Annotated in this window: 13 protein-coding genes; 5 read left to right on the forward strand and 8 right to left on the reverse strand. The window is 65.5% G+C overall.

The annotated features are described in order from the left end of the window. Positions 1–135: 135 nt before the first annotated feature. From JIM94_RS04010 to JIM94_RS04040, 7 genes are all read right to left on the reverse strand, one after another. Complete coding sequence (locus tag JIM94_RS04010; RefSeq protein ID WP_200254953.1) at positions 136–540, reverse strand: metal-sulfur cluster assembly factor; 405 nt, start codon at positions 538–540, stop codon at positions 136–138. After that, positions 540–986: a Fe-S cluster assembly sulfur transfer protein SufU gene (gene sufU / locus JIM94_RS04015; protein WP_200254955.1), complete on the reverse strand. Its 447-nt coding sequence runs from the start codon at positions 984–986 to the stop codon at positions 540–542. The genes JIM94_RS04010 and sufU overlap by 1 nt, the downstream gene beginning before the upstream one ends. Continuing rightward, positions 986–2,263, reverse strand: coding sequence for a SufS family cysteine desulfurase (locus tag JIM94_RS04020; RefSeq protein WP_248702989.1), 1,278 nt, complete (start codon positions 2,261–2,263; stop codon positions 986–988). Before JIM94_RS04020 ends, sufU begins: the two co-directional genes overlap by 1 nt. Further along, on the reverse strand, positions 2,263–3,018 hold the full coding sequence (gene sufC, locus JIM94_RS04025; RefSeq protein WP_200254959.1) for a Fe-S cluster assembly ATPase SufC: 756 nt from the start codon (positions 3,016–3,018) through the stop codon (positions 2,263–2,265). The genes JIM94_RS04020 and sufC overlap by 1 nt, the downstream gene beginning before the upstream one ends. Before the next feature lie 91 nt (positions 3,019–3,109). Further along, positions 3,110–4,294 (reverse strand): Fe-S cluster assembly protein SufD, encoded by a 1,185-nt coding sequence (sufD, locus tag JIM94_RS04030; protein ID WP_200254961.1) that lies wholly within the window; start codon positions 4,292–4,294, stop codon positions 3,110–3,112. 5 nt (positions 4,295–4,299) lie between these two features. Then, positions 4,300–5,745 carry a Fe-S cluster assembly protein SufB gene (gene sufB / locus JIM94_RS04035; RefSeq protein WP_200254963.1) on the reverse strand — a complete coding sequence of 482 codons (1,446 nt, stop codon included), beginning with the start codon at positions 5,743–5,745 and terminating at the stop codon, positions 4,300–4,302. Then, positions 5,746–6,531: a helix-turn-helix transcriptional regulator gene (locus tag JIM94_RS04040; RefSeq protein ID WP_200255161.1), complete on the reverse strand. Its 786-nt coding sequence runs from the start codon at positions 6,529–6,531 to the stop codon at positions 5,746–5,748. A gap of 406 nt (positions 6,532–6,937) precedes the next feature. Between JIM94_RS04040 and mptB the strand changes: the two genes are divergently transcribed. From mptB to JIM94_RS04065, 5 genes are all read left to right on the forward strand, one after another. After that, positions 6,938–8,632: a polyprenol phosphomannose-dependent alpha 1,6 mannosyltransferase MptB gene (gene mptB / locus JIM94_RS04045; protein WP_248085673.1), complete on the forward strand. Its 1,695-nt coding sequence runs from the start codon at positions 6,938–6,940 to the stop codon at positions 8,630–8,632. Then, positions 8,629–9,615: an ABC transporter ATP-binding protein gene (locus JIM94_RS04050; protein ID WP_410170825.1), complete on the forward strand. Its 987-nt coding sequence runs from the start codon at positions 8,629–8,631 to the stop codon at positions 9,613–9,615. Before mptB ends, JIM94_RS04050 begins: the two co-directional genes overlap by 4 nt. A gap of 98 nt (positions 9,616–9,713) precedes the next feature. After that, positions 9,714–10,424, forward strand: a complete 711-nt coding sequence (locus tag JIM94_RS04055; RefSeq protein ID WP_200255167.1) for an ABC transporter permease — start codon at positions 9,714–9,716, stop codon at positions 10,422–10,424. 150 nt (positions 10,425–10,574) lie between these two features. Continuing rightward, a complete protein-coding gene (locus tag JIM94_RS04060) occupies positions 10,575–11,516 on the forward strand; it encodes a COX15/CtaA family protein (protein ID WP_200255169.1) in 942 nt (313 codons plus the stop codon). Positions 11,517–11,568: 52 nt separating this feature from the next. Next, complete coding sequence (locus JIM94_RS04065) at positions 11,569–12,528, forward strand: quinone oxidoreductase family protein (protein WP_200254965.1); 960 nt, start codon at positions 11,569–11,571, stop codon at positions 12,526–12,528. Between the two features lie 28 nt (positions 12,529–12,556). On the opposite strand, the gene JIM94_RS04070 is transcribed toward JIM94_RS04065, so the two are convergent. After that, complete coding sequence (locus JIM94_RS04070) at positions 12,557–13,489, reverse strand: heme o synthase (RefSeq protein WP_200254967.1); 933 nt, start codon at positions 13,487–13,489, stop codon at positions 12,557–12,559. Positions 13,490–13,587 lie beyond the last annotated feature (98 nt).

Genomic DNA, 13,587 nt, shown 5'->3' on the forward strand with positions numbered 1-13,587 from the left:
TGTGGACCATCGAATCAGTCGAGGGCCTGCACGTCAGAACATCCGTGGCAAGACCGGTTAGATACGGAAAAGCGCCGCCCCCGAAATCAGGAACGGCGCCAACCTGTCAGACATGTTTTGTTCGGCTATGCATCCTCACACCGAGAAACCCAGGGCTCGCAGCTGTTCACGCCCGTCCTCGGTGATCATGTGGGGTCCCCACGGCGGACGCCAGACCCACTCGAGGTCGAGCTTGCTGGCTGTTCCGGAACCGACGACGGCGGTCTCCGCCTGCTCCTCCAGAATGTCGGTGAGAGGGCAGGCCGGTGAGGTCAGCGTCATCTGGACGACGGCCTCGTCGCCGTTCTCGATCCAGATGTCGTAGACGAGACCGAGATCGACCACGTTGATGCCGAGTTCCGGGTCGATCACGTCGCGCATGTACTCCTCGACGTCACTCGCCTTCGCCAGGTCGGCCTCGGACTGCTCGGGACGGACCCGTTCCCCGGTGTCTCCGGCAGCGTCCACTTCTGCGTCGGGATTCTCTGGTTGCTCCGTCATTACTTCTCCTTGAGGGCTTGGGCGGTGGCGGCCTGGAATGCCTTCCAACCGAGTAGTGCGCATTTGACCCGGGCCGGGTATTTGGAGACACCGGCGAAGGCGACACCGTCACCGATGAGATCGGCGTCCCCGTCCTGGGTGCCACGGGAGGTCACCATCGTCTCGAAAGCGGCGACACTCTTCATCGCGTCCTCGACGCCTGCACCGACGATCTCCTCGGCCATCACCGACGTCGACGCCTGACTGATCGAACACCCCACGGCGTCGTAGGAGACGTCCTCGACGGTGGAGCCATCCTCGGAGAGCCGGACCCGGAGGGTCAGCTCGTCACCACAGGACGTGTTGACGTGGTGCACCTCGGCATCAAAGGGCTCCCTGAGGCCCTTGTGCTGCGGGTGGCGGTAGTGGTCCAGGATGACCTCCTGGTACATCTGTTCAAGTCGCATCAGCTGACCCCGAAGAATTCTCGTGCCCTGAGGACTCCGGCAACGAGCCGGTCCACCTCATCGGGCGTGTTGTACAGGTAGAAGGAGGCGCGTGCCGTGGCCTGGACGCCACAGGAACGGTGGACGGGCCAGGCACAGTGGTGGCCTACCCGGATGGCCACCGAACCGTCATCGAGGACCTGGCCGAGATCGTGCGGATGGACACCGTCGACGGTGAAGCTGACGGCGCTCCCCCGCTTCTCCGTCGTTCCGGGACCGATGATCCGGACGCCCTCGATCTCGGCGAGAGCATCGAGCGCGCGGCCGGTGAGCACCTTCTCGTGGGCGGCGATCGCGTCCATGCCGACCGTGGTGAGAAAATCCACGGCGGCACCGAGACCGACCACCTGACTGTTCATCTGGGTTCCGGCCTCGAACCGCTGCGGTGGCACGGTGAAGGTGGTTCCCTCCATGGTTACCTTCTCGATCATCGAACCACCGGTCAGGAAGGGCGGGAGTGCCTCGAGGATCGCCGATCGTCCGTACAGGACACCGACTCCGGTGGGCCCGCACATCTTGTGGCCGGAGAACGCGGCGAAGTCGACGTCCATGGTGTGGAGGTCCACCGCCTGGTGCGGCACCGACTGGCAGGCGTCGAGCACGGTGAGTGCACCGACCGAGCGTGCACGACGGACGATCTCGTCGACATCGGTGATCGCTCCCGTCACGTTCGACTGGTGGGTGAAGGCCACCACCTTGACCGTACCGTCGAGATCCAGGGATTCGAGATCGATACGGCCGTCGGCGGTCATCCCGTACCACTTCAGTGCCGCTCCGGTACGCCTGCACAGTTCCTGCCAGGGCACCAGATTGGCGTGGTGTTCGAGTTCGGTGACGACGACGGTGTCCCCGGGGCCGACGTACAGATCACCGGAACGCTCGTCCCCGAGTACATGGGCGACGAGATTGAGTGCCTCCGTGGCGTTCTTGGTGAACACGACCTCGGATTCATCGACTCCGACGAATCCGGCGATCCGCTCACGGGCGGTCTCGTAGGCGTCGGTGGCTTCCTCTGCGAGGAGGTAGGCACCACGGTGGACGGGCGCGTTGGTGCCGAGAACGAACCGTTCCTCGGCACGCCACACCCGTTCCGGGCGCTGTGAGGTCGCGCCGGAATCAAGATAGGCGATCGTTGAACCGTCGCGTCCGGTCCTGCCCAGGACAGGGAACTCGGCCCGGATCCCGTCGGTGTCGAGGGTTCCGTCCGGATGGCGGTACATCGGGGATGAATGTGACATCAGATGAAGCGGTCGTAACCGTTGGCCTCGAGTTCATCCGCGAGTTCCGGCCCACCGGAGGTGACGATCCGGCCATCGGCGAAGACGTGCACGTGGTCGGGCTTGACGTAGTTCAGGATTCGCTTGTAGTGCGTGATGAGCAGAAGTCCGCCGTCATTGCGGTCGCGGTAGCGGTTGATCCCCTCACTGACGACCCTCAGTGCGTCGACGTCCAGACCGGAGTCGGTCTCGTCCAGGACCGCGAACTTGGGACGCAGCAGGCCGAGCTGGAGAATCTCGTGACGCTTCTTCTCGCCACCGGAGAATCCCTCGTTGACGCTACGCTCGGAGAAGGTGCGGTCGATGGAGAGCTCGTCCTGTGCCTCGCGGACCTCCTTGATCCAGTCGCGCAGCTTCGGTGCTTCACCCCGTACCGCCGTTGCCGCGGTACGGAGGAAGTTCGCCATGGACACGCCCGGCACCTCGACGGGGTACTGCATCGCGAGGAAAAGTCCCGCACGGGCCCGCTCGTCGACATCCATGTCGAGGAGATTCTCACCGTCGAGGAGAACCTCACCCCCGGTGACCTCGTACTTGGGGTGTCCTGCGATGGTGTAGGACAGGGTCGACTTTCCGGAGCCGTTGGGCCCCATGATCGCGTGGGTCTCGCCCGACCTGATCGTCAGGTTGACGCCCTTGAGGATCTGCTTCGGTTCGCTGTTTTCGTCGGCGGCGGCTACCTGCGCCGAGAGGTTCCTGATTTCGAGAGTGCTCATTATCGGTTCTTTCTTGGGCTATGGGGTGTAGTACTGCGGAGATGCCGGGTGACGGGGCCTCTCGGTGGACACTGTGTCCGGGGAGGGAGTGTCAGAGCCGGGTCTCCTCGAGCTCTTCGGCGATCTGTTCCTCGAGCTGATCGCGGACGGCCTTGACCGGGATCCGTCCGATGACCTCGGAGAAGAAACCGCGGACGATCAGGCGCCGTGCCTGATTGGGGTCAATCCCCCGGGAGAGCAGGTAGAAGAGCTGCTCGTCGTCGAAACGTCCGACAGTTGCCGCGTGGCCCGCACCGGCGATCTCGCCGGTCTCGATCTCCAGGTTGGGGACCGCGTCGGCACGTGCCCCCTCGGTGAGGACCAGATTCCGGTTGGTCTCATAGGTGTCGGTTCCCTGCGCGTTCGCGCGGATCAGGACATCGCCGACCCAGGCGGTGCGTGCGTCCGGCAGATCGGATGCCGGGTCCGCCTGGAGTGCACCCTTGTACAGCACGTTGGACCGGCAGTTCGGCTCAGCGTGGTCGACGAGCAGCCGCTGTTCGAAGAACTGGCCGTCGTCGGCGAAGTAGACACCGAGGAGTTCGGCGTCGCCGCCGGGCGCGGTGAACTTCACGCTCGGAATGAGTCGCACGACGCCGCCACCGAAACAGGCGACATTGTGGCGCAGTACGGCGTCGCGGCCCATCTTCGCCCGCTGGTTGCCGAGATGGACCGCGGTGTCGTCCCAGTCGACGTGGACGACAACCGTGAGCCGGGCGTTGTCCCCCACGATGTACTCGTGGTTGTCGGCATGGGTCCCGTCACCGGTGTAGCGGATGTTGACGATGGCCTCGGCACCGTCCTCCACGACGATGCTGACGTCCGTGAAGGAGGTGACTCCGTCGTCTCTGCCGGTGACCGTGACGGTGACCGGTTCGGTGTTCGAGGAGTTCTTGGCGAAGGTCACGAGGGTGGCCTCCTCCATGGAGGTCCACGCCTGGGCACCGACACGGTCGACGGGTGCCCCGGCGTTGCCGATCCGGTCGTCGTCACGCCCCACCTTCTCGACCGTGACACCCGACGCCGACCCGGGAACGTCGACGGAGACGTCCGGGATCGTCGCCTCCGGGAAGGTGCCGTCGTGAAGTCCCCTCAGTCGACGGAGCGGGGTGAAACGCCAGACCTCGTCGCGGCCACGGGGAACGTCGAAGTCATCGACGTTGAAGGAGGTGAAGAGGTCGCCCTTTGTGTCGTGATAGGTGGCGTTCTTGACGCGTTCCACTGTTGTCTCGGTCATCGGTTTTAGCCCACCGATCCTTCCATCTGGAGTTCAATCAGTCGGTTGAGTTCGAGCGCGTACTCCATCGGGAGTTCCTTCGCGATGGGTTCGACGAAACCACGGACGATCATGGCCATGGCCTCGTCCTCGGCGACTCCACGACTCATCAGGTAGAAGAGCTGGTCCTCGGAGACCTGTGACACCGTCGCCTCATGGCCCAGCGACACATGGTCGTTGCGGATGTCGTTGTACGGGTAGGTGTCCGACCTGGAGATGTTATCCACCAGGAGCGCGTCACATTCGACGTTGGACGTCGAATGGTGTGCGTTGGCGTTGATCTGCACGAGGCCCCGGTAGGCGGCCCGACCGCCGGACCTGGCGACGGACTTGCTGACGATGTTGGAGGACGTGTGCGGCGCCATGTGGACCATCTTCGCACCGGTGTCCTGGAACTGTCCCTCGCCGGCGAAAGCCACGGACAGCACCTCGCCCTTGGCGTGCGGGCCGGTCATCCAGACGGCCGGGTACTTCATGGTCACCTTGGAGCCGATGTTGCCGTCGACCCACTCCATCGTGGCACCCTCTTCGCACTTGGTGCGCTTGGTGACGAGGTTGTAGACGTTGTTCGACCAGTTCTGGATGGTCGTGTAGCGGCAGCGGCCGCCCTTCTTCACGATGATCTCGACGACCGCGGAGTGCAGGGAGTCCGACTTGTAGATCGGCGCGGTGCAGCCCTCGACGTAGTGGACGTAGGCGTCCTCGTCGACGATGATGAGCGTCCGCTCGAACTGTCCCATGTTCTCGGTGTTGATCCGGAAGTACGCCTGGAGCGGAATGTCGACGTGGACGCCCTTGGGAACGTAGATGAAGGACCCACCGGACCAGACCGCCGTGTTGAGTGCCGCGAACTTGTTGTCGCCCGCCGGAATCACGGTGCCGAAGTACTCGCGGAACAGATCCTCGTGCTCCCGCAACGCGGTGTCGGTGTCGAGGAAGATGACGCCCTGCTCCTCCAGATCCTCGCGGATCTGGTGGTAGACGACCTCGGATTCGTACTGCGCGGCGACACCCGCGACGAGACGCTGCTTCTCGGCCTCCGGAATTCCCAGCTTGTCGTAGGTCTCCTTGATGTCCGCGGGCAGGTCATCCCATGTGGTCGCCTGCTTCTCGGTGGAACGCACGAAGTACTTGATGTTGTCGAAGTCGATTCCGGAGAGGTCCGCTCCCCAGGCCGGCATCGGCTTACGCTCGAAGATGTCGAGTGCCTTCTGCCGGTTCCTGAGCATCCACTCGGGTTCGCTCTTCTTACCGGAGATGTCCGCGACGACCTCGGCGCTCAGTCCGCGCTTCGCGGCCGCGCCGGCGACATCCGGGTCATGCCAACCGTAGTTGTACGCGCCGATTGAGTCGATGATCTCCTCATCGGTGCGGGGGGCGTCGACAACCGGCTTTTCTTGGGCCTGGGTCATTTAGCCTCTCCTTTCATCAGGAGTGTGGGGTATGGGGGTCAAAGTGAGCTGCCCTACAGGAACATTGGTGGTGCAGATGCCGTGTCCCTCGGCGATGGACGCCAGAGGTTGCACGTGGTTTCCGAGCAACCTGGAGATCGCCTCGTGCTCCGCTTCGCAGAGCTCGGGGAACTCCGAGGCGACCTGGGAGACCGGACAGTGGTGCTGACAGATCTGCACCCCTCCACCGGCGTGGTGCACCGTGGCGGCGTAACCGTGGGCCGAGAAGGCGTCCGCAACCGCGTGGGCTGTCGCGGGAACGGACTGGTCGTCGTCGGCGGGCGGGATCCCGTCGACGATGGTCGAGATACGCCGCCGGGCGAAAGCCCGGACAGCCTCCTCGCCGCCGGTCTCCCGCAGAGCGCGGAGTGCCGACGCGGCAAGAGAATCATAGTCGTGGCCGAAGGTGGCGCGTCCACGGTCAGTCAACCGGAACGTCTTCGCCGGTCGACCACGTCCACGACCACGACCGGTGGGTCGGGTGACCTCGACCAGATCGTCTTCAACCAGAATGTCCAGATGACGACGTACGCCCGCCGCGGAGAAACCCAGACGCGTGCCGATGTCCGATGCACTCACCGGGGCCTGTTCGAGAAGTGTCCGCAGGATCGCGCGGCGGGTGTCACCGTCCCGGGGACGGAACGAATCCGCCGGAGAAACAGGGGAAGAGGTCGGACGGGACCCGGGCCGACCCTGTCGCGCTGTCGTCACCGTTGTCACCTCCTGCTCTTTCGTCCGTTGTCTCATTTCGCCGGACACCGCAGCCCTCCACACCCCGACCACGCACGGACGTGCGCGGTACGACGGTTGCGGTGGACATCGGACGGTCCGGATACGTCCTTCGGCGGCGGGGGATATCCGCCACCCGTCATTAGACAACACAAGTGTTCCGTAATTCATTCCCGTTGTCCAACCGGCGCAGACACGGCACGAAAACCGGTTTCCGCCGCCACTCCCCGCACTCCGGCCCCGGTGGGCCGGCCGAGTGTGTTGACCATTGCCCGGTCTCCCCCGAACCCCGGCCCCGTCCGACCCCACGACAACGGACGGGGGTGCTCCGAAAACAGATAAACCACCCCCTCGACGGGAAACGGCGTTCCATTCCCCGCCCCACGGAGCTTCTTCCGTCCCCCGTCACGGTTAGAATGCCGGTGTGTCAGAAGCCCCCTCCCGTCGAACGGTGATCCTCCGCGCCCTCACCGGCGAACTGCCCCGGCTGGGTACTTCGGGGTCCCGGTCGGCGTCACTCCACAGGGCCGATGCGGGAGACCGGGACGAGCGGCACCTGTCCCCGGGCGAATCGGTGCTCCCCCTGAGGTTCGCGCTGCTCCGGTGGACCGGTACGGTCGGAGCGCTGATGCTGAGTTTCGGTGCGCTCGGATCCGGCGCCCTGCCGGTGACCGACAACGTCTACCGTTCCTTTCCCGGCGGTTCGATCATGCAAAGGATGTTGCAGACGTCCTCCACCGTCGCGCTGACGGGGGTCGCACTTCTCGTCATCGCATGGGTGCTGATGGCCCCGTACGTGGGTGCGGGCCTCCAGGACCGTCGTCGGCGGGACCGGGTCAGCACCGGGCAGCTGTACCGGACCCTCGCCGCCTGGATGACACCCATCGCACTGAGCGCCCCGATGTTCACCCAGGACATCTACTCGTATCTGGCGCAGGGGGCCATCACGGCGAGAGGGCTCGACCCCTACAGCGCGGGGCCCGTCGACCTCCTCGGGCCGGACAATCCCCTCGCCCGTTCGGTCCCGCTGATCTGGTCCCACTCCCCTTCACCGTACGGGCCCGTGGCCAGTGGCATCTCGGCGGCCGTCTATCTCGTCGCGGGAGAGTCGGTGTCCCTCGGCGTCTACCTCCACAGACTTGCGGCGATCCTCGGGATCATCGCCGCGGGCTGGGCACTCAGCAGACTCGCGGTCCGGTGCGGGGTGAGTGTTCAGGCGGCCGTCTGGCTCGGTGTCCTCAATCCACTGACACTTCTCCACCTGGTCGGCGGAATCCACAATGAGTCGGTCCTCCTGGGCCTGCTTCTGGTGGGGCTCGAAACCGGGTTCCGGGGCGTCGACGGGATCACGTCGGCGTCGGGCCGGGACCGGTTGCGCGGATGGCTCCTGTTCCTCCTTTCCGGGGTGCTGATCTCCGGCGGTGGAATGGTCAAGATGACCGGGTTCATCGCACTCGGATTCACGGGCATGGCTCTCGCGCGGGCCCTGGACACGAAGGTCGGGCATCCGGTGGGGAGTGTCGTCCTCTGTGGCTTCATTCAGGCGCTGGTGATGATTGTCTCGGTGCTGGCGGTCACCGCGGTCACCGGTATAGGACTCGGGTGGGTCACCGGTCAGGGCGGTGCCGTGACCGTCCGTTCCTGGATGTCGGCCACAACCGCCCTCGGGGTGATCGCCGGTGGCATCGGCATGGTGTCCGGTCTCGGGGACCAGACCGCGGCCATGCTGACCGTCACCAGGGGCATCGGGGTGACGGTCGCGGGACTGTTCATGATCCGCATGCTCATCGCCGTCCACCGGGGGACGATCCATGCGGTCGGTGGGTTGGGCATATCCACCTTCGTTCTCGTCCTGCTGTTTCCGGTGGTGCAGCCCTGGTACATGCTGTGGGCGATTCTGCCGCTCGCGGCATGGGCGAACAGACCGTTGTTCCGGGTTTCCGCCACCGCCTACTCCGCCGTGGTCTGTTTCCTCGTCCTGCCCCGTGGACTCCCCCTGCCCCCCGGTACCGTGGCGGGAATCTACCTGTCGACCGCGTTGTCGACCACCGCCGTGATGGTGTTCCTGTGGTGGGCTGTGCGGCGCTGGCACCCGCGTGTCATAGACTGGCCGTCGTGACTGAGACAGACCGAGCGCGTCCACGGACGAGTGGAGCCGCCGCAGACGCGGCCCTCGAGACCCGCGGACTGACGCGGAATTTTGGCGACGTCTGTGCCGTCGATCACCTCGACCTGCGGGTTGAACGCGGGACGGTCTTCGCTCTACTCGGCCCCAACGGTGCCGGGAAGACCACGACCATCGAGATGTGTGAGGGGTTCTCCGAGCCATCGGCCGGTGAGGTCCGTGTGCTCGGCCTCGATCCCGTCACCGACGCCGATGCCGTCCGCCGGAGGATCGGTGTCATGCTCCAGGGCGGCGGCGCCTACCCGGGTATCCGGGTCGGCGAGATGCTGGAACTGACGGCCTCCTACAGCGCCCGACCACTCGATCCGTCCTGGCTGCTCGAACTCGTCGGTCTGTCGCGACACTCCCGTACCTCCTACCGGAGGCTCTCCGGTGGACAGCAGCAACGTCTCTCGCTCGCCTGTGCCCTCGTCGGCAGGCCTGAACTGGTTTTCCTCGACGAGCCGACCGCGGGGATGGACACACAGTCCCGCCTCGCGGTCTGGGAACTGGTCAATTCCCTGAGACGCGACGGTGTGACAGTCGTGCTGACCACGCATCTCATGGACGAGGCGGAGGCACTCGCCGACCACGTCATGATCATCGACCGGGGGGTGAAGGTCGCCGAAGGCAGTCCGGGCGAACTCACCGCGCTGACAGGCGCCGGTGCCGCCCAGATCCGGGTCGACACCTCGGCGCAGCTCGATGCGGGTCGTTTCACCGCGTCATTGGTCGACGGTGGATATCCGGAGGGGGTGGCACTCACGGCGACGCGTCCCCTCTCCTACCGCGTCCGGGCGCGTCCGACACCGGATCTCATCGCCGCGATCGCCCGGGCCGCAGCGGACCAGGAGGTTCTCATCCGTGGGCTGGGCATCGACCACAGGAGTCTCGAGGATGTCTTCCTGGACATCACCGGACGTGAAATGAGGAGCTGACAGTGAGTTCAGAGAAATCCACCGCCCGAGACGGTGTCCCCCCACGTTTCCGGCCGGGCACCTTCGCTCCGGATCCGCAACGGGCCGGCGCGGCGGACATGCTTCTCGCCCAGGCGCTGATCGAGGCCCGGTTGTTCCTCCGCCACGGTGAACAGCAGTTGCTGAGCCTGGTGATTCCGCTCGGCTCACTGATCGCACTGTCTCTGATGCCGCTCCTCGACGTCGATGATCCCGTGTCCGTCGTACTCCCCCTCACGCTCGCGATCTCAGCCGTGTCGGCCGGGTTCACCGGCCAGGCGATCGCGGTGGCCTTCGACCGCCGCTACGGGGCGTTGAAACGCATCGGCGCGTCGGGGGTTCCGCGCTGGGTCATCATCGGCGGCAAGGTCCTCGGTGTTCTCGCGGTCTCATCCGTCCAGACGACACTGCTCTGCGTCACCGCACTGATCCTGGGCTGGCGACCGGACCCCGTACAGTTGCCGCTCGCCGCTCTCACACTGATCGTCGGCGTGGCCGCATTCACGGCACTGGGGCTCCTGATGGGCGGGACCCTCAGCTCCGAGATCGTTCTCGCCCTGGCGAACCTCATCTGGTTCCTGCTGATCGGTATGGCGTCCTATGTGCAGATCCGGGCCGAAACCATCGGCGAGTGGGCGGACTGGACCGTACTCATACCGTCCGTCGCCCTGACCCAGGGGTTGACGACGGCCCTGTCGGCGGGGTTCCCCAGTGTAGAACTCCTCGTCCTCGGGATCTGGGCCGCCATCGCGGGGACGGTCACGGTGAAGGTGTTCAAGTTCACCGCATGACGCACCGACCGCGTTCCGGCGGGAACGACCCGGCAGGATAGGATCGGGGGCGTGAGAACCAGCCCCAGTCCTTCCCTGTTCACCCACCCGCTCCGGTGGTTCCGTGCCCTCAGCGACGGTCCCGGGATCCGGATCCAACGCCGTCTGGCGATGGTTCTCCTCGTCTGTCAGGCGGGGATCACGGTCACCGGATCGATCGTCCGTGTCACCGGCTCCGGCCTCGGATGCGTCACCTGGCCGAACTGCCAGCCCGGGTCCCTCGTCCCCGTCGCCGGGGCCGCACCCTGGGTGCATCAGGCGATCGAGTACGGCAACCGGCTCCTGACGTTCGTCGTCGCGGCGGCAGCCCTCCTCGTCTTCATCGCCGTGCTGCGGGCCTCCCGCAGACGGGAGATCCTCGTCCTCTCATTCATTCAGGGCCTCGGGGTCATCGTCCAGGCGATCCTCGGTGGCATCTCCGTCCATCTGGAGCTCAGGTGGTGGTCCGTCGCCATGCACTTCCTGCCCTCGATGCTCCTGATCTGGCTCGCCGCCATTCTCTGGGTCCGCATCGCCGAACCTGACGACGGAACCCCGGTGGCGACCTACCCGGGGCCGTTGCGCCACCTCGCCGTCCTCTCCGCGGCGAGCCTCGCCATCGTCCTCGGGACGGGCACGATGGTCACCGGCGCAGGGGTGCACTCTGGTGACACCGGCGTCGGCATGGAGGGACGGCTGGACGTGGACCTCGCCGCCATCGCCAACATCCACGCCCACTTCATGTACCTCTACCTGGGCCTCACCGTCGGCCTCGTCATGGCGCTGGTCACCATCGGCGCCGCACGCAGGGCGAGACGGATCGGATGGATCCTCATCGCCTTCATCATCGTCCAGGCCGCGATCGGCATCATCCAATTCAACTTCGGTGTTCCCCGGTGGACGGTTCCGGTGCACGTGGCCCTCTCCGGGACGGTCGTCGCGATCACCGGTCTCCTCTTCGCCCACGGGCGGGACCGTGTCAACGGGCACACCTGGCTCACCGGATCAGCCGCCGGCGACGATCTGCGGCGTGAACGGATCAGCTCCCGCGCCTCCGGTGGGTCGCACGCCTGACGCACGGAGCGATTCACGGCACCGTACCGGGCCAGCACGTTAAGATCGACCTATGCGAGCTATCCGGATATCCAGTCACGGCGGTCCTGAGGTACTGGAACCTGCCGAGGTCCCCCGCCCCACGCCGAACGAGGACCAGGTTCTCGTCGCCGTCGACGTCGCCGGCGTCAACTACATAGACACCTACTTCAGGGAAGGTGTCTACGCAGCCGAAACGCCGTTCATTCCGGGTCTGGAGGGGACGGGCAGGATCGTCGAGGATCCTCGTGGGGAGATCGCGGAGGGAACCCTGGTCGCCTGGTGCGATGCATTCGGGTCCTACGCGGAGTACGCCGTCGTACCGCGTGACCGGCTGGTCGCGGTTCCCCGCGAGGTCGATCCGCACACCGCCGCGTCGATGCTGCTCCAGGGAATCACCGCGCACTACCTCACCGACGGCGTCTACTCTCTGCGCGAGGGCGACAGCTGCCTGCTCACCGCAGGCGCCGGCGGTGTCGGTCTGCTCGCGACGCAGATGGCGGCAGCGCGGGGGGCCACGGTCTATTCGGTGGTCTCCACCGACGAGAAGGAGGAACTCGCCAGGCTCGCCGGCGCGACGGAGGTCTTCCGTTACTCCGACCGTCTCGCGGACCAGGTCCGTCAGGCGAACGGCGGTCACGGTGTCGACGTCGTCTACGACGGTGTCGGGAGAACCACCTTCAACCAGTCCCTCCGGGTGGTGCGACCCCGGGGAACGGTGTGCCTGTTCGGTGCCGCCTCCGGTGCCGTCGAACCGATCGATCCCCAACTGCTGAACACCCACGGTTCCCTCTTCCTCACCCGTCCTTCCCTCGGCGCGTGGACGGCGCGGGAGGGAGAGTTCGTGATGCGGGCGCAGGCCGTGACCCAGGCGATCGTCGAGGGTCGGCTGAATGTACGCGTGGGGTCGGTGCACAAGCTGGAGGACGCCGCCGCAGCCCACCGTGAACTGGAGTCCAGGAAGACGACCGGATCCATCGTCCTGGAACTCTGACCCGGCGAGCCCGTGTCGCCTCCGGTGATCAGAAGAACGTCGTCGACATCCCTAGCATGTGGCCGATGGTCTCCAGGCCGAAGAACGCGTCGAGGGACAGGGCCACGAACACCGCCGCGAGATAGTTGTTCGAGAGAATGAACAGTTTCAGCGGTTTGACCTCGGCACCGTGGCGTACGCCACGGTGCAGCAGGTGCGACATGACGATGAACCAGACCCCCGCCAGAACGGCGACGGCCGCGTAGATGAACCCCGCCGCGGGGACGAGGAGAAGTGTCGTGAGGACCGTCGCCCAGGTGTAGAGCACGATCTGCCTGGTCACCTGAATCTCGGTGCGGACAACCGGCATCATCGGGACTCCGGCGGCCCGGTAGTCCTCCTTGTACCGCATGGCCAGAGCCCACGTGTGCGGAGGCGTCCAGAAGAAGATGATCAGGAACAGGACTATCGCCTGCCACCACTGCGGGGGAACCCCGGCCGGCAGATTGTCGGTGATGACCGCCCACCCGACGACGACGGGCATGCAGCCCGCCGCACCACCCCAGACGACGTTCTGCGGGGTCCGCCGCTTCAGCCATTTCGTGTAGACGAAGATGTAGAAGGCGATTGTCGCCATGACGAACAGTGCCGCGAGCAGGGACGAACACAACAACCAGAGCCAGAGGAAGCTGACCACGGTGAGTGTCCAGGCGAAGACGGTCGCGTTCCGGTTCGTGACCACCATCTTCGCCAGCGGTCGGCGTTCCGTCCGCTTCATGACCTTGTCTATGTCACTGTCCGCGACCATGTTGAAGGTGTTGGCGGCGGCGGCACCCATCCACCCGCCGATGACGGTCAGCAGAATCAGTCCGACATGGTTCTCACCCCGGTCCGCCTGGAGCATCGCGGGAATCGTCGCGACCAGAAGCAGCTCGATGACTCTTGGTTTCGTCAGCGCAAGGTACGCCTTTATCGTCTCCAAGGACCATTCCTCCAGCAGATGTCGGGTCGAAGCGTCAGTGGGTCGTGGGCTTCGGGGTGTGTTCCGTCGGGGATGATGACCGCTCAACCGGATCCGTC

The organism is Corynebacterium pygosceleis (assembly GCF_016595275.2).
In the GTDB taxonomy this organism is placed as follows: domain Bacteria; phylum Actinomycetota; class Actinomycetes; order Mycobacteriales; family Mycobacteriaceae; genus Corynebacterium; species Corynebacterium pygosceleis.

What these genes read in the sequence shown, in the direction of transcription:
- JIM94_RS04060 (WP_200255169.1), top strand. Translation starts at nt 10,575, where the DNA reads ATGGTTCTCCTCGTCTGTCAGGCGGGGATCACGGTCACCGGATCGATC.
- JIM94_RS04065 (WP_200254965.1), top strand. Translation starts at nt 11,569, where the DNA reads ATGCGAGCTATCCGGATATCCAGTCACGGCGGTCCTGAGGTACTGGAA.
- JIM94_RS04040 (WP_200255161.1), bottom strand. Translation starts at nt 6,531, where the DNA reads ATGAGACAACGGACGAAAGAGCAGGAGGTGACAACGGTGACGACAGCG.
- sufC (WP_200254959.1), bottom strand. Translation starts at nt 3,018, where the DNA reads ATGAGCACTCTCGAAATCAGGAACCTCTCGGCGCAGGTAGCCGCCGCC.
- sufB (WP_200254963.1), bottom strand. Translation starts at nt 5,745, where the DNA reads ATGACCCAGGCCCAAGAAAAGCCGGTTGTCGACGCCCCCCGCACCGAT.
- JIM94_RS04020 (WP_248702989.1), bottom strand. Translation starts at nt 2,263, where the DNA reads ATGTCACATTCATCCCCGATGTACCGCCATCCGGACGGAACCCTCGAC.
- sufD (WP_200254961.1), bottom strand. Translation starts at nt 4,294, where the DNA reads ATGACCGAGACAACAGTGGAACGCGTCAAGAACGCCACCTATCACGAC.
- JIM94_RS04055 (WP_200255167.1), top strand. Translation starts at nt 9,714, where the DNA reads ATGCTTCTCGCCCAGGCGCTGATCGAGGCCCGGTTGTTCCTCCGCCAC.
- JIM94_RS04010 (WP_200254953.1), bottom strand. Translation starts at nt 540, where the DNA reads ATGACGGAGCAACCAGAGAATCCCGACGCAGAAGTGGACGCTGCCGGA.
- sufU (WP_200254955.1), bottom strand. Translation starts at nt 986, where the DNA reads ATGCGACTTGAACAGATGTACCAGGAGGTCATCCTGGACCACTACCGC.